This is a genomic window from Thermococcus sp. PK (assembly GCF_000430485.1).
Taxonomy (GTDB): Archaea; Methanobacteriota_B; Thermococci; order Thermococcales; family Thermococcaceae; genus Thermococcus_A; species Thermococcus_A bergensis.
The window spans coordinates 965,277-986,310 of sequence record NZ_KE387149.1; the positions used below are offsets into that span (position 1 = coordinate 965,277).

A 21,034-nucleotide genomic window follows, 5' to 3' on the forward strand; every position below is an offset into this window, starting at 1 on the left:
TTTCCTTTTCCACTGCCTAGACTTAAAATAATCCTCTCCAGTTTTCCATTATGAGATTTATAGCTCCACGGCGGCTTTGCCACAGTTGCAATCTTTAATCTATTAGTACTAAACTTCCAATGATCGCTACTATCCATCCCAAACCACCGTAAAAGGGTCGCATTTATGGTTGATATACTTTTTCTATTCATAACCCTAGTTCCCACCACCTGTGAAGTTGTATAATCTGTCCAGATTCACGGCCAGAATCGCCCCTAAAATCCTGACAACCAACCCCTCAAACTAACACTCCTGCTCGGCCTCAGAAGAAACTCAGAAAACTTCGAAAACAAAGTCTCAATCCTCCTGCGAAAGTCAGACAAGTACTTGTAAAACTTCTTCTCCTCCAGATTACTAATCTGATTCCCCCGCTTTACTGGCGTGTAAACAACGCCAAACCTCAGAAATTCCTCCTCGAGCCCCCTGCTAACATACCCCTTATCCAAAAACAGAAAACAGCCGGAAAACTCCTCAACAATCACCCAGAACTTTTCCCGGACAACACTCACATCATGCTTGTTTGCCGGATCAACGGACAGCAAAAGCCAACAGGTTCCCATCAGAGTAACAGGTCAGCTTGTACCCATAGTAAAACTTTTTTTAGAGGGAACAAACCCAACTGCGGGCTTTTCAGAGATGATTTCTGAAGAACCCTTCTTCTCCTTCCTGTTTTTCTGGCCAACTCCTTGGTCTGAATGGGCTTTGAGTCCAGTATTCTAACGTATTCTCTGGCGTGTTTTTGAATAATTCTTCCTGCGCTAGGAGCAGGAGTTTTCGTGCCTGTTCAAGCGTTCTGTTAGTTGTTGTACCTGATTTTGGGGAACAGCTTCATTCTTCGATTAGGACTCTGTAAGCGTGCTTGTAAACTCCGTTAAAAGTGCAAGTGTGCTAGTATTGCGAAGGTTATTAGGTCGTAGAGGCTGATTATTTCCCTGTGAGTGTTTTTCGGGTAGTGTTTGCTGATTATCGGATAGATTTCGGATTTTATGATCAGGATTTTCTTCTGAAAGTTCGTAACAACCACCAATCAACCAAAAGACTTAAGTGCTTATAACTCTAACGATCTAATGGGAACTAGGGTATACCGTATCTTCGGGGGAGAACCCAACGTTGAGGCCCACGAGGCAGCCCCGCTCATGCTCGCGGGGGAATCCATTCTGGCTTTCCTGTGTGTGGCCGCGGGAATATTCCCCGGCGTGATAGCCGGGCTGTTAGACGTCGAGGTCGGAAACCCATGGCTGATTTCGCTCGGTGGAGCGACCTTTAACGTACTGCTCTTTGCAGGGGTGCTGCTCTCTATCATACTCGCAGTGGCAATAGCCTTGCCTACAAAGAAGAATCTGGACACTCCATGGACTACGGGCGAGCCGGCTGAGAAGTTTGAGCAGAGGCCCGAGCACATGTTCGCCCCGGTATCAAGGTGGGGCGAGAAACTCGGTATCATCGGCAGGAAGATTGAGAAGAAGCTCTCAGCCTTCGAAAGGTGGTACTCCTCTAGAGACATGGGATACCTCGACGAGATGGTGTTCATGCCGGTAATCCGACTGATGGCAGGGACTTCCTACGTGATAAGGGAGCTGTCCAAGAACCTGAACGCTCTGCTCGCGGTGACGTTCCTGGTGCTGTTTACGATAATCCTGACGATGGCCGTACTAGTGGGGGTGATCTGATATGGAGATCATCGGGGCAATCATTGCTCCATTTTTACCACCACTGCTGGATGGCGTTGCGAGAAAAGTGAAGGCGATGATACAGAACAGGGTAGGGCCCTCAATCCTCCAGACGTGGTACGACATAATCACGCTCCTCTCAATGGACTCAATACTCCCCACGTCCTCGCTCGCATTTAGACTGGCTCCCTACGTCGCACTCGCGAGCGCACTCTGCATGGCCCTCATGCTGCCCTACGGGTCAGACGCGATAATAAACTTCGGAGGGGACTTGATAGCGTTCATATACGTCTTCACCCTGTTTTCCGCGGCTTTGGTATTTGGAGCCCTGAGCGTGGACAATTCGTACTCCCACGCGGGAGCTAACAGGGAGTTAACGCTCTCGCTGGTATTCAAGCCTCTCTTCGCGATTACGATAGGCATATTCGCCCTCAAGACTGGCTCGCTAAGCATAACTGAGATTGCCCGCTCAATCTCCCTGAGCCCCTCAATCATCGGAGCCTACCTGCTGCTCCTCTACGTTACCTACGTGGAGTCGGGGTTCATACCCTATGACATTGCCGAAGCTGAGACGGAAATCCTAGAAGGTCCCCTCACAGAGTACAGCGGCAGGCTTCTCGGTCTGTTCAAGTGGGCACTCCAAATAAAGAGGTTCGCGATGATATGGCTGTTCGCGTCTTTCGTGGCCCTTCCTGTGGCAAAAGGCGCCGCCGCATTTGCCCTCCAGCTACTGGTATTCCTGCTCACTTACCTGCTGATGGTGACCTACGAGTCCCTGAACGCCCGCCACAGGCTCGACCAGGCAACGAAACAGGGAGTCAAGGGCATCATTATCGGTGTGATAATCATGATAATCGCGTGGCTAGGATGGTGAGACTATGATAAGAGAGTTTGAAGAAAAATTTGGCTCGACGCTTGAGAAAAAGGTCATCGCAAAGAACAAAGTACTTTACACGCTGATGGTGAGGAGAGAGGACTTTCCCAACATAATCAACTACATCCTCAGCAGGCCGAACACAAGACTCTTCACAATGGTCGGAATGGATGAGAGGAACACCGAAGAGGCCTTCAGTGTGACCTACTGGTTCCTTGACTGGAAGGACAACGAAGTCATTGGGATAAGGCTCTACGTCCCCGAAGATGAACCCTACTTCCCCAGCGTGGGAGCTTTTCACAAGGGAGCAATATGGTTCGAGAGGGAAGTTCAGGACTTGCTGGGCCTTAAGGCGGAGGGGCTTCCAGACCCAAGAAGGCTGGTACTCCCTGACGACTGGCCAGAAGGAGTTTACCCGTTGAGGGAGGACTTTCAGTACTGCCACTCCCCAGCTGGAACGAAGAGCTACCCCTACAGGGAGCCGCCCGAAGATTCTACGGTGCACCCGATGGGGCCGTACCACGTCGCGCTGGACGAGCCGGCGCACTTCAGGCTCTTTGTGAAGGGTGAGGAAATCGTTGACGTGGACTATCGCGGCTTCTACTCCCACAGGGGCATAGAAAAGCTCGCAAGGGGAAGGCTAAACTACAACCAGATAGTATTCATCGCGGAGAGGATATGCGGTATATGCGGATTCGCTCACTCCGTAGCGTACGCCCAGGCCGTCGAGGAGGCGGCCGGAATTGAAGTGCCGGACAGGGCGAGGTACATCAGAACGATACTCCTTGAGATTGAGAGGCTGCACTCCCACCTCCTCTGGCTGGGCGTTGCGGCTCATTTAACCGGCTTTGATACAGCATTTATGCGCTCGTGGGAGATTAGGGAGCAGGTCATGGAGCTCGCCGAGAGGCTCACCGGCAACAGGAAGACGTACGGCCTTGTTCTCGTTGGCGGAGTCAGGAGAGACCTCCTGGACTACAGGAAGTCCCTGATTCTTGAGACGCTTAAGAACCTGAAGAGAGAGTTCGACGAGCTCGTTGACATGCTCGTATCAACGAAGAGCTTCGTAAAGAGATGTGAGGGCATCGGTGTGCTCCCGAAGGAGAAAGCAAGGGAGTGGGACACCGCTGGCCCACTGGCGAGGGCTTCTGGAATTGACTACGACACGAGAAAGGGCCTCCCGTACGCGGCATACGATGAGCTGAGCTTTGACGTCCCCGTCTACAAGGACGGAGACGTTCTGGCAAGGGCACTCGTGAGGATTGACGAAGTGAAGGAGAGCATCTCCTTGCTGGAACAGGCCATTGACACTATTCCAGGCGGACCCGTGATGGCGGAGTTCAACGAAATCCCAAGCTGGAAGGAGGGCATATCAGCCGTTGAAGCCCCAAGAGGCGAGAATACCCACTACGTAATGACCGGAGAGGTTAACAGAATCTATAGGTGGAGGGTGAAGGCGCCGACGTACAACAACCTCCAGGCGGTTCCGGACATGCTGAGGGGCTACACAATAGCCGATGCTCCGCTGATAGTAGCCTCGATAGACCCCTGCTACTCATGTACCGAGAGGGTTCAGGTCGTTGACGTGAAGTCAGGAAAGACAAAGGTAATCTCACTGGGCGGAGGGATAGGGACATGCCCGTGACAAAGTACTATCCCTTCGAGCCGGAGCAGGCTCCGCCTGAGTACAGGGGAATCCCGGAGATAGACCCCCGCCTGTGCGTGGGATGCGGCGCATGTGTGAACGCATGTCCCCCTGACGCGCTGATCAAGATAGACGACTACGAGAAGGGGACGAGAAAGATAGTACTCGACATCGGCAGGTGCATAAGGTGCGCGAGGTGTGAGGAGGTCTGTCCAACCGGGGCTATAAGACTAACGCAGGAGTTCGAAGCGGCGAGCGACGACAGAAGCTCTCACGTGGAGGTAATAGAGCTGAGGCTCGCAAAGTGCAGGGGCTGTGGAAAGTACACCGACTACACCGAGAGACAGCTCCAGAAAGTCCTCTCAATGATACCCCCAGGCATCGTTGAGTTCGACAGGGTGAGAGAGAAGCTCCCGCTCTGCAGGAAATGTAAAAGGCTCCTGACGGTTGTTAACGCCACAAAGTTCGAGGAGGAGATGAGAGAATGAAGCTCAGATCCGTTTGGGTCTTTCACCTCAACACCGGGGCGTGCAACGGGTGCGACATAGAGATACTCAACGTCCTCACCCCCTACTACGACGTCGAAAGGCTTGGTGTCAAGCTCGTCTCAACTCCTAGACACGCTCACGCCTTACTGGTCACCGGACCTCTAACGAGGCAGTCATACTACTCCGCTAAGAGGGCCTACGAGGCAATGCCCCCCAAGCCGAGGATAGTCATCGCCATAGGCACCTGTGCCTGTAGCGGCGGAATCTTCTACAACAGTTACGCCGTGAGGCGGGAGTCCGAAAGGCTCGGACTGGAGTACCCGAGGGCAGGAGGAACTTCTGAGTTCCTACCTGTGGACGTGTATATTCCGGGGTGCCCGCCAAGGCCGGAGGAGATACTCTACGGGCTTGCACTCCTGCTCGGGGTTGCCGAGAGGAAGCTCTCCCCGCGCCACTACACAGAGGAAGAGTTCACCCTCCCGCGTACCCAGTTCAAGGCATGGGTTGAGGTAATCCTCAAGGCGAGGATCAGGAAGGAGCTCGGCTACTTCGACGGCTACAGGCTCCTTGAGAGGTTCATGGATCTCGTGGACGCTGCAGAGACGCCGGAAGCCCTCAAGAGGCTTGTCGAAGAAGAGAAACTCAAAGAAAAGGACAGCCGGCTCAGGTACGGGCTGGATAAGCTCTATGAGTACTACCTAGAGGTGGTGAGGACGTATGAAGACATACTTGGTCAGAAAAGGAGAGTATTTAGAGTTCAAAAATGACGTCGCACGGGTGCTCGATCACTTCGAGTCCAACTTTTCAACCGAGGAAATCGTCGGAGAGGTTAGCGAGAGGAGTGCAAAGCTGGTCGAAAAGGGTGTGACAGATATAGATGCCTACCCGGAGGAGGATAAGGAGACGATAGCCAGACTGCTTCCCGAGATAGAAAAGGGTCTCATAGCCGTGAGGAGGGTCTTTAGATGATTGAGACGGCAATTTACGTGCTGTTTGCGGTTTACGGGCTCTCAGGTGTGCTCTATTTCATCAGACTGCTCAGGGGACCAACCGTGGTAGACTCAATCCTCGCCGCGGACTGTGTGTCCCTCGATGTCGCGCTGATAGCGTTGCTCCTGTCAATCTACTACAAGAACTCGTTCCTGGCAGTCGGGGCACTATTCCTGGTGCTCTGGGCGTTTATCCTAGACGTGTTCGCAGCCAAGTACCTCACGAGAGGGGAGGTGGGAACTTGATACTCACAGTCATCGGGCTTATACTCCTCGCTATAGGAGCAGTCTGTGACCTCCTCGGTGCGATAGGAATGCACAGGTTTAACACGTTCTACCTTAGACTGCACGCCGCGACCGTGGGCACCGTCGGAGGAAAGTTCTACCCGCTCCTCGGAGTTGCGTTTATAGCAGCGGAGCAGGGCCTGTGGCCCGTTGTCGGAATCTCGGTACTTGCGGCGCTCCTTGTCCTGGTCACGACCCCCGTGGGAAGCCATGCACTTGCATACGCCGCGAGCAAAGCCAAGATAGTGGAGATGGAGCTTGATGAGTTCAGGGGGGAGAAAGATGTTTGAGCTGGCGGCAATTTTCCTCTTGTGCGCAGTGGCCCTTAGCTACCTCATAGTCACAGAGACAGACCTGCTGAAGGCCATCGCTTATTCTGGCGTCTTCGGGGGACTCATACTGCTGACGCTGTATGTTCTGATGGCCCCCGACGTAATCCTCGCGTACGTTGCGATAGCTGTGGGACTCTCCACCGGCCTTATGGTGTTCGTGGTAAGCAAAACGACGAGACACGAGGTGGTCTGAAGTGAGGAAGTTCATCACACTCTCCCTCATCATGCTGGCGGTCATAGCGGGGGCATACTACCTCTCCCCACACCTGGTCCCCAAGACGGAGCTAAACGCACTTGGCGAGTTTTACCTTAGAAACAGCTACTTCGGGGAGTACTCTGCCGGTTCACCTGAAGTTGTGACCGCGATCCTCTGGGATTACAGAGGGCTTGACACATACTTTGAGACCGCCGTCCTGTTCATGGCAATAATCGGTGCGGTATCAATCTTTAGGAACATGCCCAACGTGAGCTTCCACCCCTATGGCTTCACTGACATCACAAGAACCGGAGTGAAGATAGTTGGCTTAATCACGTTCGTAGCAGCTGCCACAACCGCATTCCACGGCCACATAACACCCGGAGGTGGTTTCCAGGGCGGTTCAATGCTCGCTGTGGTGCCCCTGCTGGTAATAGTTGCATTCTCTAAGAAGGCACTTGAGAAAGCAGGGCTTACCAAGGAGAGGGCCCTCGTCATAAGAACGATAGGCCTCCTCACAATAGCCATCGTTGCGTTCTACCCCCTCCTTGTGGGGGGATACTTCATGCAAAACCTGCCGGTGTACCCGAAGGAGCTCTACGGAATGCTTGTCAGCGGAAGCCTGTCCCTCTTCAACATGGCGGAGTTCTTAGCAGTCGGAGCAGGGTTCACGATAATATTCTTACTTCTTTCAAACCCAGAAGGAGGGAGCGAAGCATGACGTTTGCCCTTGCGTTGATAGTGAGCAGCATAGTCGCGATCATCATAATCTCGCTGTACGGCATAGCGGTGAGACCAAACCTAGTGAAGAAGATAATCTGCCTGGGCATATTCTCCGACATCATCAACGTGGCGGTCATACTGCTTGGCTACCGCGCCGTCGAGAGACCCCTCCCACCAGTGCTTACTGACTACTCACAGAAGGGCGTTGAGGAGCTCGTCAAGGGGGCAGTGGATCCACTTCCGCAGGCCCTCACCATTACCGCAATAGTCATCGGGCTTGCAATAACCGTGCTCATGGCCTATGGCGCAATCCACATCCAGAGGAAGTACGGCACTGTGGACGTTAGAAAGCTCGCGAGGTGGGAGGAATGAGGTTCCTGCCGGTGATGTTGCTCGCGTTCATACTGTACATCATAATAACGGGCTCGGCCACTCCATACGACATTGTAACGGGGGTAATAACAGCTCTCGTCGCAGGCCTGCTCTTCGGCAGATACCTAGTGAAAAACCCCAAGAAAGCCCTCAACCCGGCAAGATGGGTCGCCATGGTGGTCTACTTCATCAAGTACATTACGGTAATCGAGCTCAGGGCCCACTTGGATGTCATAAAGCGCATAATCTTCGGCGATACGAACCCGGGCATCATTAAGGTTCCCATTACCGTGAAGGACGAGTACGCTAGGTTTCTGGTCGCCAACTCAATAACGAACACCCCAGGCACCGTAACGGTGTACATGGACGAGAAATACGCTTACGTCAACTGGATAGACGTGAAGACGAGAGACCCGGACGAGGCCAGGAAGGAAATCCTTGAGGAGTTCGAAAAACATGCAAAGAGGATTTTTGAGGGGTGATCCAGATGGACGCACTGATACTCCCCACGATTCCAATGGCGTTTGCATTCGCGCTCCCCGTATTATCCCAGCTACTTAAGGGCAACAAGAAGTTCGTCAACGCCTACGCCATGATAGTCACGGGGCTAACGTTCGTGCTGAGCCTTGACGTCTTCAGGGCAGCGTACTCCTCAGAAAAGCCGCTGATCTACACCTTCGGTGGGTGGAAGACCCCGATAGGCATAATATATGAGGTAGACAAGTTCGGGGCACTGCTCGCCCTCACGACGTCGTTCCTCATGTTCATAATAACGTTCTACTCGATCAGGTACCTTGAGCACGAGACCGGCGTCGAGTGGTACTACACACTCTACCTCGGGCTTGAGGCGGGACTCCTAGGAATATTCCTCACTGGGGACGCGTTCAACCTCTTCGTAATGCTCGAGGTCACCGCAGTCGCTGCCTATGGGCTTGTGATGTTCTACACGGAGGAAGGCTACCCAGCATACTCCGGTGTTAGGTACGCCATCATAAGCTCCATCGGAACGACCTTCTATTTCCTAGCGCTTGGCGTGCTCTACTACGGCTTCGGCACGGTGAATTTTGCAGATCTTGCAGCGAAGGCAAGGGGCTACCCGTTCCCGGTGTCAGAGGCCGCTGGCAACCTCCTGACGGTGTTCGCCCTCGCAATGGCACTCATAACGTGGGCATTCACCATAAAGTCGGCAATCATGCCCAATCACTTCTGGCTTCCGGGGGCACACTCCTCAGCACCGTCCCCGATATCGGCAGTCTTGAGTGGCCTTGTAGTTAATGCAGGAATTTACGGTTTGGCAAGGTTCATATGGCTGTTCACGGGAATTTCAGAATTCGAAAACGCTGTGAGAGTTGTTTCGACGGTGCTGATAGGACTTGGTGCGGTATCGGCACTGCTGGCTTCCTTAGCAATGACCGCACACGACGACGTCAAGAGGATCGTCGCCTACTCAACAATCCTCCACATGGGATACCTCGCAATGGCGGTTGGCCTGAGGACTGAACTCGGAACCAAGGCGGTGGTCTTCCACATGCTCAACCACTCACTGGGTAAGGCGCTCCTCTTCCTTGCCGTTGGCGTCTTCATCCACGAAGCTGGAAGCAGAAAACTCCAAGATCTCGCTGGACTCGGCAAGAAGATGCCCCTCACCACGGTAAGCCTCGCCATAGCGACGATATCCCTCGTCGGCCTTCCACCGACCAACGTGTTCTTCAGCAAGCTCGTGCTCTACTATGCCTACCTGGAGAAGAGCGTGGCCCTGGTAGTTGTCCTTGTGCTCTCAAGCGTCTTTGCCCTCGTGAGCTACATGAAGATGCTCTACTGGCTCTGGATCAAGAAGACAGAGAACAACACCGAGGTGAAAGAACCCAAGAGCATGGTGGCAGTGCTACTGTTGCTCGCCGTGCTGTGCCTTGCGATTGGAATCCTCTCGCCGCTGATAATCGAAAAAGTAATTGACCCTGCTACAGTACAGGCCCTCGACGTTGAGGGATACATACAGGCAGCCATAAATGTCCTAGGAGGGAAGTGAAATGCCCCTTGAACTCCTGAAAAGGCACTACGGAGACAATCTACTTGCGGTTGCCCAAGTAAGGGATACCCTGCTGGTAATACTCAAGGAGGGAGACAAGGTCGAACTGCTGGCCGATGCAGCTGAAAGCATTTTCGAACCCCTTGCTGAGAAGGGTTACGATGTAATGCTGTGGCTTTCGGACTCAATCGACACCCTCCATCCTGAAGTGTTTGGGGATATGGACGACTTTCGTGTTTTGTATGACCCCGAGGACTTCCTCTCACCCCATCTTTCGAAGTTATTGGAGATGAAAGGAGCCCTTCCAACGCTCAAAAACCTTGACAAGATGCTGATTAAGGAGGTGGTAGAATGAACGGAATGAGATTTGCATTCTTGTGTAGAGAAAAACCAAACCCCACTGGCAAAAAAGTAGCAATAATCGGCGCAGGGCCGGCAGGCCTCAGTGCCGCGGGCTACTTGGTCTGCCACGGCCACGAAGTTCATGTTTACGATAAACTTCCAGAACCTGGAGGATTAATGCTCTTTGGAATCCCCGAGTTTAGAATTCCAATCTACCGCGTCAGGGAAGGATATAAAGAGCTCGAAAACGTGTTCGAAGTCAAATTTTACCCGAACACCAAGGTAAGCTTTGAGGAAGGGGAAGAAGAGGGAGACGATTTCGTCAAGAACGTCGTGAACTTTGACAAGCTCGTCCAGAACTATGATGCAGTTTTAATCGCAACAGGAACATGGAAATCCTCAATTCCAAACATAGAAGGAGTTGAGCTAGAAGGAGTTTACCCAGCACTTGGATATCTGTTCAGGATAAAAAGCGCCAAGCTCGGCCACCTGAGCTGGGATGAAGTCGTTCCAGTAGAAGGGAAGAGAGTGATGGTTATTGGAGCAGGTCACACGGCCGTTGATGCGGCAATGGAAAGCCTGCTCCTTGGTGCAGAAAAGGTCTACATGAGCTACAGGAGGACAATAAAAGAAGCCCCTGCCGGAGCATACGAGATTAACCTCCTCCAGAAGAGGGGTGTTAAGTGGCTTGAGCTGACCGTTCCGGTCCGCATAATAGGAGAGAACGGCAAAGTCAGGGCCATTGAACTCCAAAAGTGCAAACTGAGCGAGCCTGACGAGACTGGAAGGAGGAGGCCCATACCAATTGAGGGCTCGAACTTCCAGATAGACGTTGACTACGTAATCTTTGCCGTTGGTCAGAGCCCAACCCCACCCAAGGGAGCAGAGATTGCCATTGACAATAAGGGCAGGATACTAGTGGACTCACGGCACATGACAAGCATAGAGGGAGTTTTCGCCGCCGGTGATGTTGTTACTGGCCCCTCAAAGGTAGGAAGAGCCGTTTTGGACGGTCTTTTGGCGGCTGAAAGCATGCACCACTGGCTTATGGAGGTGAGAAAATGAGGAGGATACTCCACGTTGACTACAGCCTCTGTATCGGGTGTGAGACGTGCCAAGGAGTCTGTGAGTTCCTTCACCATGGGAAACCAAACATAAAAATCTATTACACCATGAGCGGCCTTCCAATCCCGATAAACTGCCGCCACTGTGAAAAGGCTCCGTGTATGGAGATATGTCCCGTTGGTGCAATCTCAAGGGACCACGATGGCGCTGTAATAGTGGATCCCCAGAGGTGCATTGGATGTTTCATGTGCCTTGCGGTGTGTCCGTTTGGTGTCCCAAGCTTCAACGTGGAAGTGAGAGCCATTACAAAGTGCGACATGTGTGCGGACAGGCGTGAGCTTGGCATGGAGCCGGCCTGTAAGGAGATGTGCCCGGCGGAGGCGATATTCTTCGGAAAGCCAGAGGAAGTCGAGGATAGGGTCAGAAGGAGGACTGCGGAGAAGATAGCGAGGGAGAGGATTTCGTCAGAGTCTTTCGAGAGCTTTGGACAGATGCTTTAATTTCTCTTTTTATTTTCTGATCTTTTCTCTTGCACCAGTATCAATAAGCTCAAAAGGTACATCCCAGAAATTGAATAAAACGCCACTTCATAACCCATCCTATCTATTAAAATTCCAATGAAATATGGGCCAGCAGTCGCTCCCAAAAAGCCCATCATATTCACAAAACCCATAACTGTCCCAAGATTCTCCTCACTCGCATGCTCACTTGTATAGGCGGTAACTATCGGACCAACGGAGTAGAAAAACAACCCCAATAACAAAACCAATACGGGATAAGCGGTTTTTACCAACAGGAAAGACAACAAGGCATTGAACATAAGAACAAAGAAGAGGCTGGTTTTCCCAACCCTATCATACACGTTCCCTCCAGCAATAGAGCCAAACACCCCCACTATTGAAAGAAGCGAAAAGTAAAGAGAAGCTTCTTCTACACTTCTACCTTTGTTTACAAAGAAGTCTGGAAGGAAGGTTAGTATCCCAAAAAAGGCAGCCAAGACTATGAAGTTCATAATGCTGAGCCCAAACACGTTCTTGGGTATAGCGAACTTCGGTTTTTCAACCCGTCTTACTTCTCCCTTGATTATCAGCATAAGCGCTAGTCCAACTGTTAAACTCATAAGCGAGAGAACTAAAAATGAATACCTCCACTCCAAGGCTAAGGCTATTGGAACAACAATTGCTGGAGCAATGGCACTTCCTATTGGAGGCCCAACCATAAAAACGCCCAATGCAGAACCCGTTTTCTCCTTGTAAATCCCACTTATAAGAGCCGTCGCCGGAGCATAATATAAGCCCGCAAAAATCCCGTAAAGGGCCCTAATCCCAATAAGATGCCAGTATTGGCGGGCAAAGATAATCAAGGAACTTGCTAATGAATACCCAACGATGCTGATAACTACGAGCTTTTTTCTTCCGAGCCTGTCTCCAAAATAACCGGCCGGGACTTGGATTAAAGCGTATGGAAGGAGAAGGGATGTCATTAGAAGTCCAGCCTGAGCGTTTGTTATAGCTAACTCTTCTTTGATTAGTGGAATAAGGGGAGGAATAGCCATTCTGTGAGCATAATTAAATATCCATCCAAGAGAGAGCAGGAGGAGAAGTTTTTTCTGCATATGATCGAGGAAGAAGCAAGTATTTAAAAAACTTATTCAAAACAGTTAGATATAAAAAGAGTGAGGTATAGGGCTGATTGAGAGCCATGGTGAGCAAACTTCTTGCACTTGAAATCTATCCAAAGCTGAAGGATTTGGATTTCAGGGTACTCAGAGGGGTAGAGCTTAATATGCGCCATTACGAGTGGGTACCCCTTGAGGTAGTGGCAAAATTTTCCAGAGTGGACATTGAGACGGCTTCTTATCGTCTGGGGAAGCTCGATAACTGGGGACTCGTGAGAAGGAGAAGCGATATGGGGTATATAGGTTATCAGCTCACTATACATGGATACGATGCTCTGGCAATAAGAACATTCGCCCAAAAGGGGATAATCAAGGCAATAAGCCAGACACAGATCGGGGTAGGGAAAGAAGCGGACGTTTATGTTGGAATAACCCCCAATGAAGAAAAAGTGGCCGTTAAATTTAATCGGATAGGAAGAACGAGCTTCACAAGGATAAAGCTCTACCGGCCAGATTTTGTTAACAAAAGGCACATCTCGTGGCTCTACGTTTCAAGACTCGTTGCCCAAAGGGAGTACGAAGCCCTTCAGCTCTTGAGCCCAATAGCCAAAGTTCCCAAACCTATTGCCTGGAACAGACATGCGATTGTTATGGAGTTTATAGAAGGGGTCGAACTTGTAGAGCTTGCAGACACGGATTTGACAAAAGAAGAAGCATCGGAGATACTGGATAAAGTTCTGGAGGAGTATAAGAAGATAGTCGAATTTGGGATAATTCACTCCGACATGAGTCTTTACAACATAGTCCTTAGGAATGACGGAGACATACTAATAATAGACTGGCCTCAATACGTAACAACGGCTTTTCCAGATGCCAAGTACTACCTGGAGAGAGACCTTAGAGTCCTCTTGAACTCATTTAAACGAAAATGGCAGGTAGAAAAAGACTGGGATGAAATTTGGAGAGAATTTGAAGAAGCATTTAAAAAGAGTCTAAGAGAGGCATGAGCATGGCAGAGGAAGGATTTATTGTATCTCTCCTGAAGGAGGCGCAAGGGGCATTAAATGAGCGAAAAATTGAAGTTGCAAAAAGGAAATTCGAAGAAGTTATGCATTTCTCAAAAGACTCCCATCCATGGATTTATTTTGAAGCCTGTTTTGGATTGGTCGAGGCTTTTATCGAAGAGGGCAACTACAGCGGTGCTGTAAAATGCTCAATTAGGGCACTCCTAAATGCTTCAGATGGAGAGATGTTTTCACTTGGAGTTGAGAGACTAAAAAACGTTCTTGCAATAATCAAGAAGAATAATAAATTCGATCTACTCAAGGGTAGACTGGAGATTTTGCTCCCTCAAACATCCGCTAACAGAGATCTCCACACCTTTGTACTGGCATTAGATGCACTTACAAAAGGAAATGCTAAAAAAGCACAGCTTTTGGCCAAAGATATAGGCTCAGAAAAACTCAAGGAAATTATAGAATCACTCATGGAATAGTCTACCCAATAATCTTTCAAACTGTTTCTTTTCAGGCCTTACCGGAAAGTTATAGGGCTCTTTGCTGGGCTTCTCGTTGTAATAGGGTCGATTACATCCGGGACAGCCGTGAGTCATGAATGCACTCTCGTCGAGAACCTTCAAAAGTTCCTCTTTGGAAAGACCAAAATCTACAAGCCTCTCACTCTCAAACCTAAACTCTTCGACCCTTGCGATCTTGTTTTCAATTAAATAAACCCCAATTTGCATCAACCTGTACCTATTTGGGTCTGGAGGGGCCTTGTTTTCTAGTATAGTCCCTTTAATTGGGGTAAATGCAAAAATTGAAACCTTAGCCTTTGAATCATACACTCTTTGAACTGCTTGTAAAAACTCCTCTTCGCTCTCGCCCAATCCAAAGATTAAATGGACAAATGCTCTCCCTTCGCCAAAAACATCAATAACCTCATCAACAAACCGCCACATATCCTCCCAGGAGTACATGGAATCTTTCACCTTGTTATACACCCTCTCACTTGCCGCATCTATCCCTACACCAACATAGTCCACTCCAAGCCTTTGAAAATCTCTAAGAGACTTTTTGTCAACAGGAGTTATCGAGAGAGAAACTGGAAGACCCAATGGGTAAAAAGCTTTTAGAATCTTTAAGACGTCTTCCCTTAAATTCGGATAATCTATAGTTTGCAGACATATTCTCGCAAATTTTGAACTTTTTAATTTTTCCACAACTTCATCCAACTCAAATGCAGGCCAAGTTATTCTCGAAAGCTTTTCTACATCTGCCCTGCTCTCTCTAGCCTGAACACAAAAGGCACAATTGTTCAGGCATCTCCCCTCATAATAGGTCATAAAATACGCCGTTGTGGGCTTTGCAAACATTTTTCCCTTCTTAAGTCCCAAGACAACTGCAGTTCCGTATGAAGCCCTTATTTTCATGATCTTTTCCTCCCCAGCATCTTGAGCAATATGATGTTAGATAGAGATAAAAATGTTAGCATAGGGAGGAAAAGGAATATCCTCTCATACCCCTCAATTTCCGCCAGATAACCAAGGGCCAAAGGTCCAGAAAGGTAGCCCAAATCAAAAAACATTGTGTAGACACTCGAACCTATTCCCCTTATATTCTTTGGAAGATTAGCTAGAGCCAGCATTTGAAGAGAGGGAACAGTTAACCCGAATCCCATTCCCAGAACAACCGCGCTTAGATACGCTTCGGGAGGCAGAAGGTGGAAGAATAAGATAACATAAGCGGATGTTATTAAAAGCAATCCAGAAGAAGCTACTGGAATTGGCCCCCTTTTATCCGCTTCCCTCCCACCAAAAACCCTTGTGAGAAGGCTAAAACCACCCATGATACTCGCGTATATTCCAAAGATACTAGTGCCCAATCCAAGGATCTTATAGTATGCTGGAAGAAACGTGTACATACCACTATAGGCGAAGACCATAAAGAACAGCGAAATCGAAGCACCAACAAAAGATATATTGATCAGATCCTTGTAAGAACCCTTCTTTTCCTCGCTTTCTTTGACCGGTATCTTGGCCCTAACTTCCCTATATGCATTTGAGACAAATAGGAAGCCCACTAAAGAAAACAAGATTGCAAGAACAAAGGCTGAATGAAATCCGAAGTAATCTGCAACTAGCCCCCCTACAGCTGGACCAATGAGCTGGCTCAGAGAGAACATAGTTCCTCTCCACCCCAAAGTCTCCCCGACTCTTCCTTTAGGGGCTAGGTTTATGGCGGTTGAGAGAGAGGATGGAAAGAAAAACGCCGATGCAGCACCATGAACCGCCCTCCCTATGGCAAAAATAGTCAAACTTCGCATGAAGAATGAGAGGAGATAGAATCCCCCCGCAACAGCTCCAAGAATCGTCCCAATCATCATTGCCTCAAAACTTTTTCCCTTATCTCCCAAGATACCTCCCACGGGCTTTAGTACAAAGGCGAATATTGAAGACACTGAAGCTACGAAGCCAACTAAGAATGGACTAGCACCAAACGTTATGGCAAGGGGGGAAATTAGAGGTGCCACTAGGATATATCCCAAGAAGAAGAAAAGTGTCGAAAAGTGAAGGAGCCACAGGTCTTTTCTCTCCATTATCTTCCCCCTAAATTTCCGCTACTGGACTTTCCATGCCATCTTTCATGTACGCAACGCTCATGTGCTTGGTATTCTTGGCGAATCCTATATTTCCTTCCCTATCAACCATAATTATTCCCATATTGTCCTGCCCAAAGTGTTTAGTTGCAAGCTCTATTGCAGCTTCACTGGCCTTTTGTGCATTCAATCCGAACCTAACAAAGTCTGTAGCGGTTTTTGCGAGGGACAGCTTTATGGCGACTTCTCCAAGCCCAGTGCATGAAGCTCCGGCAAATTCATTAGCATAAGTTCCGGCACCGATTATTGGAGTATCGCCAACCCTTCCAAACATCTTCAAGAAAACTCCTCCCGTTGAAGTGCCTGCCACTATTTCCTGGCCATCGAAGGCAACTGCCCCGACGGTACTCCTTAAAACTTCAGGATATTCCTTTATCAGCTCGCTAATCTTTTTCCAGTGGGGGATGTTTCCATCTTCAAGAAGTTTTTGTCTAAGCTTTTTCCACTGTTCAATTCTTTCCTCTGTTACGGGATTATACTCCTCAAACCCCATCAAACGGGCGAATTTAAGGGCTCCTTCCCCAGCAAGGAGAACGTGATCAGTTTTTTCCATAACCTTTCTTGCCACGCTTATGGGATTTTTAACCCCCCATATGCTCGCAACTGCACCAGCTTCAAGATTGGAGCGCATAATAGCGGCATCCATCTCAACCCTGCCATCTAATGTCAAAACGCTACCCGTTCCGGCGTTAAAGATAGGATTGTCCTCCAGTACTTTAACGGCTTCTTCAACGGCATCCAGAGCAGAACCTCGTTTTAACTCTTTCCAGCCTGCCAAAACCGCTTCTCTAACCCCTTCAAGGATTTTTGGAATTCTTTCTTCATTTTTTATTGTCCCGGCACCACCATGAACAATAATAGCAACCATTAGAACCACCACTACGTAATGCCTTCGAAAGGTTAAAAGCATTATGGAAACGAAAAGAGAGAAGTTTCATCAGCTCAGGCTCATGTTTATTATTGTCTCCCCTATATTCTCAAGGTACTCCAGTATTCTCCGATAGCTGTCCATGGCAACGGACTTTCTGTAGTCTATAGATTTTATACGAGCCTTTAGTTCAAGCATTATTTTGTCAATCTTTTTCAGGTCTTTTTGGATTATTTGATCTATAACCTTTTGGATTATCTCCCTCAAGTACGAAATATCCAAATCAGGATCAAAGTTTTCAGCTATTCTGACCATGTGGTCTCCTATTCTTTCAATATTGCGCACTATAAAGAGGACTCCCAAAAGATCGAAATTCCTCTTAATAAGTTCATCATCCCTCGCTATGCTACCCCCAGAGAGAATCTTATTCACCGTCCTCAGTGTCAAGAAATAAAAGCGGTCCAGTTCGTTTTCGAGACCATTGATGTCCCTAAGAACTTCCTTTTTTTCAAATTCTCCTATAAGCATAAGGTCCTCTATCATTGAAAGCAAAATAGAGGCCAGTCTTTCTATTATTTCCCTCAGATTTACTTCTTCATCCGCCAGCAGGCTTTTGCTTATAATTCTAAGGGGCTCTTCTAAGATTATTTCCAATCCTGGGAGGTTCTGAATTGTCCCTCGTATCTTCACTTTATATAGCGGCATGTCCTCCGTGAATTTTACATCAATAACGTCATACCCCTGTATGTAGGCGGAAATCAGAAGCCTAATCGCCATGTCTGGTGAAATGTCCTTAGAAATAATAAGTTCCTTACTCTCGCTAACTTCTTTAGGCTCTTTGGGAAGTATCATCAGGGAACCATCGGGATTAATCACTATCGGGACAACATCCCCCTGCTTCAGATTATTTTCCTTCACCCACTTTTTTGGAAGTGAGATGATATATGAGCTTCGTCCTGTGAACTGTATCTTCCTAAACTCCATACCACGCACCCAATCTATATAGAATTCCTGCAATATAAATATTTTGACGTTTCGGCTTTACTCCCCTACTTCCAGACTCTCTTCGCCATGATTGCGTGTGAGTAGCATAATCTCAATAGTCTTCAGGAACTCCCTAAGGAATTCTAAGCCTCCACCATAGTTAACAGCCCCCGGATGGAGGGAGAGATAAAACATAAACCCTTCCTCAGAAGCTTTCTTATAATCATAAAGAGCTACAGATAGCCTCTCCTGTACCTGAGTCTCGTTGATATACCATGTGTACTCCCTGTTCACGATCCGCTCGCTACTGCCGTTAGGGAATATCAAGTAGTCTCTCGTCACCACTGTGAGGTTGTGCTCTAGAATAGCCCTCAGAGTTTCGTTGTTTAATGCCCACGCCGGCGGAAGAAAGAGTGATGGCTTTCCAAAGCCCAATGAGAATACCAGCGAAGTGGCGTTGTCGAGTTTCTCAGCAGCTAGCTCATAGGAGCAGTTGAACTCGTGATATGTATGGGCGTACCCGTGGAGCTCCACTCTATATCCTTTCTCCCGTAGTTCGTGAAGATACTCAACAAATTCTGGGTGCTTCCTTAAATCCCACGTGCCATTATAGTGCGTGGTATCGAAGACTGGAACTACAAACAGAATTGTGGAGGTTGAATAGTTAAACTCGTCGAGAATGGCTATTATCTCGCGGATTTCATCAAAATAAATGGGAGCAACATCGTGAATCAATATTGTTGGCCTCTCATAGTGGATGATTTCGTGAGTTATATCCCCACTTGGGCCGCGATCAAGCAGCTCTGTTTCCTCTGCATTCCCTCCCGAAGGAGTACTCTCCCGATGGTAAGTAACGTTTCCCACCAATATTGCGAAGACAAAAATTACAAGCATTAAGACGGCAAGGTACCTTTTTTCCACTAGACCTACCACCCAGTAATCTAAGGTATGAAATATAAAAAAGGTTACCGTTTCAAGGAGGTCAGTCTATAATCCTTTCCATCCAGCTTCCCCTTAGGAACCAGAGAAAAGCGAATAATCCGGCAATAACATTACTAAGGCCCATACCCAGAAAAAATACTCACTGAAGACCCTATGACCACACATAATCCAAAAGGTAGCGAGTGTTTGAGAAAACCGTCGCTATGGCGGCACCTGCAACACCAAGCCTTGAAACCCAAAAAACTAAAGGTCGAAAACAAGGTTGTTGAGAATTAACGGCCAAGATAACTTGAAGAGAGTTTTCTCAATGTTGGCCTCTAAGATTTCCGTTCTTATTTCTGCTATTCCAGCCATGACAAAAATATATAAATTTAATGGCCTATTATACGCTTCATCCAGCTTCCTCTAAGGAACCACAAAAAGCCAATTGTTGCTGCCAATACATTGCTTAGACCCATTCCAAGCCATACACCTGTTGTATCTGCCATTAATTTTCCAAGGAAGTATGCTAAGGGAATCCTAAGCCCCCACAGCCTCAGCATGCCAAGCAACATGCTCTTTTTGGTATGTCCAGAGCTCTGGAAGACATTGTTTACAGCTGAAAAAATACCAAAAAACGGCAATGAAAATGCAAAATACCTAACAAACTTAGCACTCTCCGCTAAAACTCTTTCATCCCTCACAAAGAACCCAAATATTTGGGCCCTGAACACAACCACTATGAGAGTTCCAATAGTGAGGACAATTAAATTGGTCAGCATAGCCATTTCAGCAATCTTCTTTGCCCTCTCATACTTCTCCGCACCAACATTTTGCCCAACCATAGTTCCCATTGCCATGCTTATGCCATCGGCTATAGCAAACATAAAGTTGGTAAGGCGGTTAGCTATGGTGTAAGTAGCAAATGCGACAGTTCCATAGATGTAAATTATCCTTGTAAGCACTACGAATCCAAAGGCATCCGTGGAGAAACCTACACTTGAAGGCAGCCCCACTCTAAAAATCCGCTTGTAAAAGTCCCAATCCGGTTTGAGGTTTTCCAACGTTAAGTGTATCCCTACTTTTCCTTTAAAGAGCAGGTATCCACCAATTAAAGAGCCAATGCTGTTGGAAAACATCGTAGCAACTGCAGCCCCCACGACCCCCAGTCTAGGGAATCCCAGCCATCCAAAAATTAAAAGCGGGTCTAGGATAATATTAAGAAAAACTGTAAACATGTTAATCTTAACAGGTGTTTTAGTGTCCCCCACCCCTCTCAGTAGAAAGTTAAAGGCAAAAAGAGTAAACGAAAAAGGTATTCCAATGAATATTACCCTAATATAGTTTAATGCATATGGATAAACCTCGGGAGTCACTTTCATAAAATCAAGCGCAACAGGTGCTATTATTAACCCAAAAACTGCCACAAACGCCGAAAAAAGCATCATTGAAGAATATAATGCACCAGCGGCTCTATTGGCCTTCTCATAATCTTTGGCTCCGATATATTGGCTCACAAAGGCAAAGCCTGCAGTCGCAAAGCCCATTCCAATGCTCATAAAAAACCACACGAGAGGCCAGGCTGTCCCTGGGGCAGAGAGTTCTTCCGTACCTAATCTTCCTAGCCAGAAAGTATCTGTGAGGTTGTAGAGAACCTGAACCATGTTGTTAATTATCAAAGGATAGGCTAACTTCAGCATTGTTTTCTCTATGTTGCCTTCCACTATTTCCTGCCTCATTGCTTGGATTTTTTCTCCATCCATTGTGATCCCCTAATACTCGCTTAGTGCTCAAAGCATATCTTACTTCTGCTCAAAAGTGCCCACTTTACTATCAAACGAAAATCGAAGCGTTATTATAAAAAGCTTATCATGGATAAATTATCCTTAGAATGGTGTGTCAAAATGGAAATTTAGAGATTTAAATTAAGAAGTGAA

At 48.2% G+C, this 21,034-nt stretch carries 25 protein-coding genes and 2 pseudogenes; 18 read left to right on the forward strand and 9 right to left on the reverse strand.

Translation table 11 applies throughout. The features are described 5' to 3' along the window. Both THEPK_RS13610 and THEPK_RS12660 read right to left on the reverse strand, forming a co-directional pair. Positions 1 to 206, reverse strand: a pseudogene (locus THEPK_RS13610) (hypothetical protein); the annotation flags it as partial. After that, positions 196 to 1,063 (reverse strand): annotated as a pseudogene (locus THEPK_RS12660) (IS982 family transposase). The pseudogenes THEPK_RS12660 and THEPK_RS13610, both read right to left, overlap by 11 nt. A 43-nt stretch (positions 1,064 to 1,106) precedes the next feature. On the opposite strand from THEPK_RS12660, the gene THEPK_RS07320 reads away from it, so the two are divergent. The 16 genes from THEPK_RS07320 to THEPK_RS07395 are packed head-to-tail and all read left to right on the forward strand — an operon-like array spanning position 1,107 to position 11,549. Continuing rightward, the gene (locus THEPK_RS07320) at positions 1,107 to 1,709 is read left to right on the forward strand and encodes a hypothetical protein (protein WP_042700105.1); all 603 of its coding nucleotides are present in this window, start codon (positions 1,107 to 1,109) and stop codon (positions 1,707 to 1,709) included. Position 1,710: 1 nt separating this feature from the next. Continuing rightward, positions 1,711 to 2,583 (forward strand): respiratory chain complex I subunit 1 family protein, encoded by an 873-nt coding sequence (locus THEPK_RS07325; protein WP_042700109.1) that lies wholly within the window; start codon positions 1,711 to 1,713, stop codon positions 2,581 to 2,583. Between the two features lie 4 nt (positions 2,584 to 2,587). Next, the gene (locus tag THEPK_RS07330) at positions 2,588 to 4,228 is read left to right on the forward strand and encodes a hydrogenase large subunit (RefSeq protein ID WP_042700112.1); all 1,641 of its coding nucleotides are present in this window, start codon (positions 2,588 to 2,590) and stop codon (positions 4,226 to 4,228) included. After that, positions 4,219 to 4,716, forward strand: a complete 498-nt coding sequence (locus THEPK_RS07335) for a 4Fe-4S dicluster domain-containing protein (RefSeq protein ID WP_004068374.1) — start codon at positions 4,219 to 4,221, stop codon at positions 4,714 to 4,716. The genes THEPK_RS07330 and THEPK_RS07335 overlap by 10 nt, the downstream gene beginning before the upstream one ends. Next, positions 4,713 to 5,483, forward strand: coding sequence for an NADH-quinone oxidoreductase subunit B family protein (locus THEPK_RS07340; protein WP_042700116.1), 771 nt, complete (start codon positions 4,713 to 4,715; stop codon positions 5,481 to 5,483). Before THEPK_RS07335 ends, THEPK_RS07340 begins: the two co-directional genes overlap by 4 nt. Next, positions 5,434 to 5,685 (forward strand): hypothetical protein, encoded by a 252-nt coding sequence (locus tag THEPK_RS07345; protein WP_004068376.1) that lies wholly within the window; start codon positions 5,434 to 5,436, stop codon positions 5,683 to 5,685. Before THEPK_RS07340 ends, THEPK_RS07345 begins: the two co-directional genes overlap by 50 nt. Beyond that, the gene (locus THEPK_RS07350; protein ID WP_004068377.1) at positions 5,682 to 5,951 is read left to right on the forward strand and encodes a monovalent cation/H+ antiporter complex subunit F; all 270 of its coding nucleotides are present in this window, start codon (positions 5,682 to 5,684) and stop codon (positions 5,949 to 5,951) included. Before THEPK_RS07345 ends, THEPK_RS07350 begins: the two co-directional genes overlap by 4 nt. Continuing rightward, entirely contained in the window at positions 5,948 to 6,280 is a 333-nt protein-coding gene (mnhG, locus tag THEPK_RS07355) for a monovalent cation/H(+) antiporter subunit G (protein WP_004068379.1), read from the forward strand. The genes THEPK_RS07350 and mnhG overlap by 4 nt, the downstream gene beginning before the upstream one ends. Then, on the forward strand, positions 6,273 to 6,515 hold the full coding sequence (locus THEPK_RS07360) for a Na(+)/H(+) antiporter subunit B (protein ID WP_042700120.1): 243 nt from the start codon (positions 6,273 to 6,275) through the stop codon (positions 6,513 to 6,515). The genes mnhG and THEPK_RS07360 overlap by 8 nt, the downstream gene beginning before the upstream one ends. Position 6,516: 1 nt before the next feature. Then, the gene (locus THEPK_RS07365) at positions 6,517 to 7,239 is read left to right on the forward strand and encodes an MnhB domain-containing protein (RefSeq protein ID WP_042700123.1); all 723 of its coding nucleotides are present in this window, start codon (positions 6,517 to 6,519) and stop codon (positions 7,237 to 7,239) included. Next, complete coding sequence (locus THEPK_RS07370; RefSeq protein WP_042700126.1) at positions 7,236 to 7,613, forward strand: sodium:proton antiporter; 378 nt, start codon at positions 7,236 to 7,238, stop codon at positions 7,611 to 7,613. The genes THEPK_RS07365 and THEPK_RS07370 overlap by 4 nt, the downstream gene beginning before the upstream one ends. Beyond that, a complete protein-coding gene (locus tag THEPK_RS07375; RefSeq protein WP_042700128.1) occupies positions 7,610 to 8,095 on the forward strand; it encodes a Na+/H+ antiporter subunit E in 486 nt (161 codons plus the stop codon). Before THEPK_RS07370 ends, THEPK_RS07375 begins: the two co-directional genes overlap by 4 nt. Positions 8,096 to 8,100: 5 nt before the next feature. Next, positions 8,101 to 9,642, forward strand: coding sequence for a proton-conducting transporter transmembrane domain-containing protein (locus THEPK_RS07380; protein WP_042700131.1), 1,542 nt, complete (start codon positions 8,101 to 8,103; stop codon positions 9,640 to 9,642). Between the two features lies 1 nt (position 9,643). After that, the gene (locus tag THEPK_RS07385; RefSeq protein ID WP_042700133.1) at positions 9,644 to 9,997 is read left to right on the forward strand and encodes a hypothetical protein; all 354 of its coding nucleotides are present in this window, start codon (positions 9,644 to 9,646) and stop codon (positions 9,995 to 9,997) included. Next, the gene (locus tag THEPK_RS07390; RefSeq protein ID WP_042700136.1) at positions 9,994 to 11,049 is read left to right on the forward strand and encodes an FAD-dependent oxidoreductase; all 1,056 of its coding nucleotides are present in this window, start codon (positions 9,994 to 9,996) and stop codon (positions 11,047 to 11,049) included. Before THEPK_RS07385 ends, THEPK_RS07390 begins: the two co-directional genes overlap by 4 nt. Next, a complete protein-coding gene (locus THEPK_RS07395) occupies positions 11,046 to 11,549 on the forward strand; it encodes a 4Fe-4S dicluster domain-containing protein (RefSeq protein WP_042700139.1) in 504 nt (167 codons plus the stop codon). Before THEPK_RS07390 ends, THEPK_RS07395 begins: the two co-directional genes overlap by 4 nt. On the opposite strand, the gene THEPK_RS07400 is transcribed toward THEPK_RS07395, so the two are convergent. Beyond that, entirely contained in the window at positions 11,546 to 12,664 is a 1,119-nt protein-coding gene (locus tag THEPK_RS07400; protein WP_042700142.1) for an MFS transporter, read from the reverse strand. The two genes, THEPK_RS07395 and THEPK_RS07400, sit on opposite strands and share 4 nt — an antisense overlap. An 86-nt stretch (positions 12,665 to 12,750) precedes the next feature. Here THEPK_RS07400 and THEPK_RS07405 point away from each other — a divergent pair, with 86 nt between their 5' ends. Continuing rightward, positions 12,751 to 13,674, forward strand: a complete 924-nt coding sequence (locus THEPK_RS07405; RefSeq protein WP_042700145.1) for a serine/threonine-protein kinase RIO2 — start codon at positions 12,751 to 12,753, stop codon at positions 13,672 to 13,674. A 2-nt stretch (positions 13,675 to 13,676) separates the two neighbouring features. Further along, the gene (locus tag THEPK_RS07410; protein ID WP_156882156.1) at positions 13,677 to 14,162 is read left to right on the forward strand and encodes a hypothetical protein; all 486 of its coding nucleotides are present in this window, start codon (positions 13,677 to 13,679) and stop codon (positions 14,160 to 14,162) included. Here the strand turns inward: THEPK_RS07410 and THEPK_RS07415 are convergent. The 6 genes from THEPK_RS07415 to THEPK_RS07440 form a co-directional block, all read right to left on the reverse strand. Further along, complete coding sequence (locus THEPK_RS07415) at positions 14,148 to 15,098, reverse strand: radical SAM protein (RefSeq protein WP_042700148.1); 951 nt, start codon at positions 15,096 to 15,098, stop codon at positions 14,148 to 14,150. The two genes, THEPK_RS07410 and THEPK_RS07415, sit on opposite strands and share 15 nt — an antisense overlap. Beyond that, on the reverse strand, positions 15,095 to 16,264 hold the full coding sequence (locus tag THEPK_RS07420) for an MFS transporter (RefSeq protein ID WP_042700150.1): 1,170 nt from the start codon (positions 16,262 to 16,264) through the stop codon (positions 15,095 to 15,097). Before THEPK_RS07420 ends, THEPK_RS07415 begins: the two co-directional genes overlap by 4 nt. Positions 16,265 to 16,274: 10 nt before the next feature. Beyond that, entirely contained in the window at positions 16,275 to 17,192 is a 918-nt protein-coding gene (locus THEPK_RS07425) for an isoaspartyl peptidase/L-asparaginase family protein (protein ID WP_042700152.1), read from the reverse strand. Positions 17,193 to 17,261: 69 nt separating this feature from the next. Then, positions 17,262 to 18,176: a phosphate signaling complex PhoU family protein gene (locus tag THEPK_RS07430; RefSeq protein WP_042700155.1), complete on the reverse strand. Its 915-nt coding sequence runs from the start codon at positions 18,174 to 18,176 to the stop codon at positions 17,262 to 17,264. Positions 18,177 to 18,233: 57 nt separating this feature from the next. Further along, positions 18,234 to 19,109, reverse strand: coding sequence for a DUF2334 domain-containing protein (locus THEPK_RS07435; RefSeq protein ID WP_232194555.1), 876 nt, complete (start codon positions 19,107 to 19,109; stop codon positions 18,234 to 18,236). Positions 19,110 to 19,489: 380 nt separating this feature from the next. Continuing rightward, entirely contained in the window at positions 19,490 to 20,860 is a 1,371-nt protein-coding gene (locus THEPK_RS07440) for an MATE family efflux transporter (RefSeq protein WP_042700158.1), read from the reverse strand. Between the last annotated feature and the right edge of the window lie 174 nt (positions 20,861 to 21,034).

Bases quoted from the DNA above. Each gene is read 5' to 3' on its own strand.
- THEPK_RS07360 (WP_042700120.1), top strand. From the start codon at position 6,273: ATGTTTGAGCTGGCGGCAATTTTCCTCTTGTGCGCAGTGGCCCTTAGC.
- THEPK_RS07415 (WP_042700148.1), bottom strand. From the start codon at position 15,098: ATGAAAATAAGGGCTTCATACGGAACTGCAGTTGTCTTGGGACTTAAG.
- THEPK_RS07395 (WP_042700139.1), top strand. From the start codon at position 11,046: ATGAGGAGGATACTCCACGTTGACTACAGCCTCTGTATCGGGTGTGAG.
- THEPK_RS07425 (WP_042700152.1), bottom strand. From the start codon at position 17,192: ATGGTTGCTATTATTGTTCATGGTGGTGCCGGGACAATAAAAAATGAA.
- THEPK_RS07410 (WP_156882156.1), top strand. From the start codon at position 13,677: ATGGCAGAGGAAGGATTTATTGTATCTCTCCTGAAGGAGGCGCAAGGG.
- THEPK_RS07390 (WP_042700136.1), top strand. From the start codon at position 9,994: ATGAACGGAATGAGATTTGCATTCTTGTGTAGAGAAAAACCAAACCCC.
- THEPK_RS07335 (WP_004068374.1), top strand. From the start codon at position 4,219: ATGCCCGTGACAAAGTACTATCCCTTCGAGCCGGAGCAGGCTCCGCCT.
- THEPK_RS07320 (WP_042700105.1), top strand. From the start codon at position 1,107: ATGGGAACTAGGGTATACCGTATCTTCGGGGGAGAACCCAACGTTGAG.
- THEPK_RS07430 (WP_042700155.1), bottom strand. From the start codon at position 18,176: ATGGAGTTTAGGAAGATACAGTTCACAGGACGAAGCTCATATATCATC.
- THEPK_RS07420 (WP_042700150.1), bottom strand. From the start codon at position 16,264: ATGGAGAGAAAAGACCTGTGGCTCCTTCACTTTTCGACACTTTTCTTC.
- THEPK_RS07370 (WP_042700126.1), top strand. From the start codon at position 7,236: ATGACGTTTGCCCTTGCGTTGATAGTGAGCAGCATAGTCGCGATCATC.
- THEPK_RS07345 (WP_004068376.1), top strand. From the start codon at position 5,434: ATGAAGACATACTTGGTCAGAAAAGGAGAGTATTTAGAGTTCAAAAAT.
- THEPK_RS07350 (WP_004068377.1), top strand. From the start codon at position 5,682: ATGATTGAGACGGCAATTTACGTGCTGTTTGCGGTTTACGGGCTCTCA.
- THEPK_RS07405 (WP_042700145.1), top strand. From the start codon at position 12,751: ATGGTGAGCAAACTTCTTGCACTTGAAATCTATCCAAAGCTGAAGGAT.
- THEPK_RS07380 (WP_042700131.1), top strand. From the start codon at position 8,101: ATGGACGCACTGATACTCCCCACGATTCCAATGGCGTTTGCATTCGCG.
- THEPK_RS07330 (WP_042700112.1), top strand. From the start codon at position 2,588: ATGATAAGAGAGTTTGAAGAAAAATTTGGCTCGACGCTTGAGAAAAAG.
- THEPK_RS07325 (WP_042700109.1), top strand. From the start codon at position 1,711: ATGGAGATCATCGGGGCAATCATTGCTCCATTTTTACCACCACTGCTG.
- THEPK_RS07400 (WP_042700142.1), bottom strand. From the start codon at position 12,664: ATGCAGAAAAAACTTCTCCTCCTGCTCTCTCTTGGATGGATATTTAAT.
- THEPK_RS07340 (WP_042700116.1), top strand. From the start codon at position 4,713: ATGAAGCTCAGATCCGTTTGGGTCTTTCACCTCAACACCGGGGCGTGC.
- THEPK_RS07385 (WP_042700133.1), top strand. From the start codon at position 9,644: ATGCCCCTTGAACTCCTGAAAAGGCACTACGGAGACAATCTACTTGCG.
- THEPK_RS07440 (WP_042700158.1), bottom strand. From the start codon at position 20,860: ATGGATGGAGAAAAAATCCAAGCAATGAGGCAGGAAATAGTGGAAGGC.
- THEPK_RS07375 (WP_042700128.1), top strand. From the start codon at position 7,610: ATGAGGTTCCTGCCGGTGATGTTGCTCGCGTTCATACTGTACATCATA.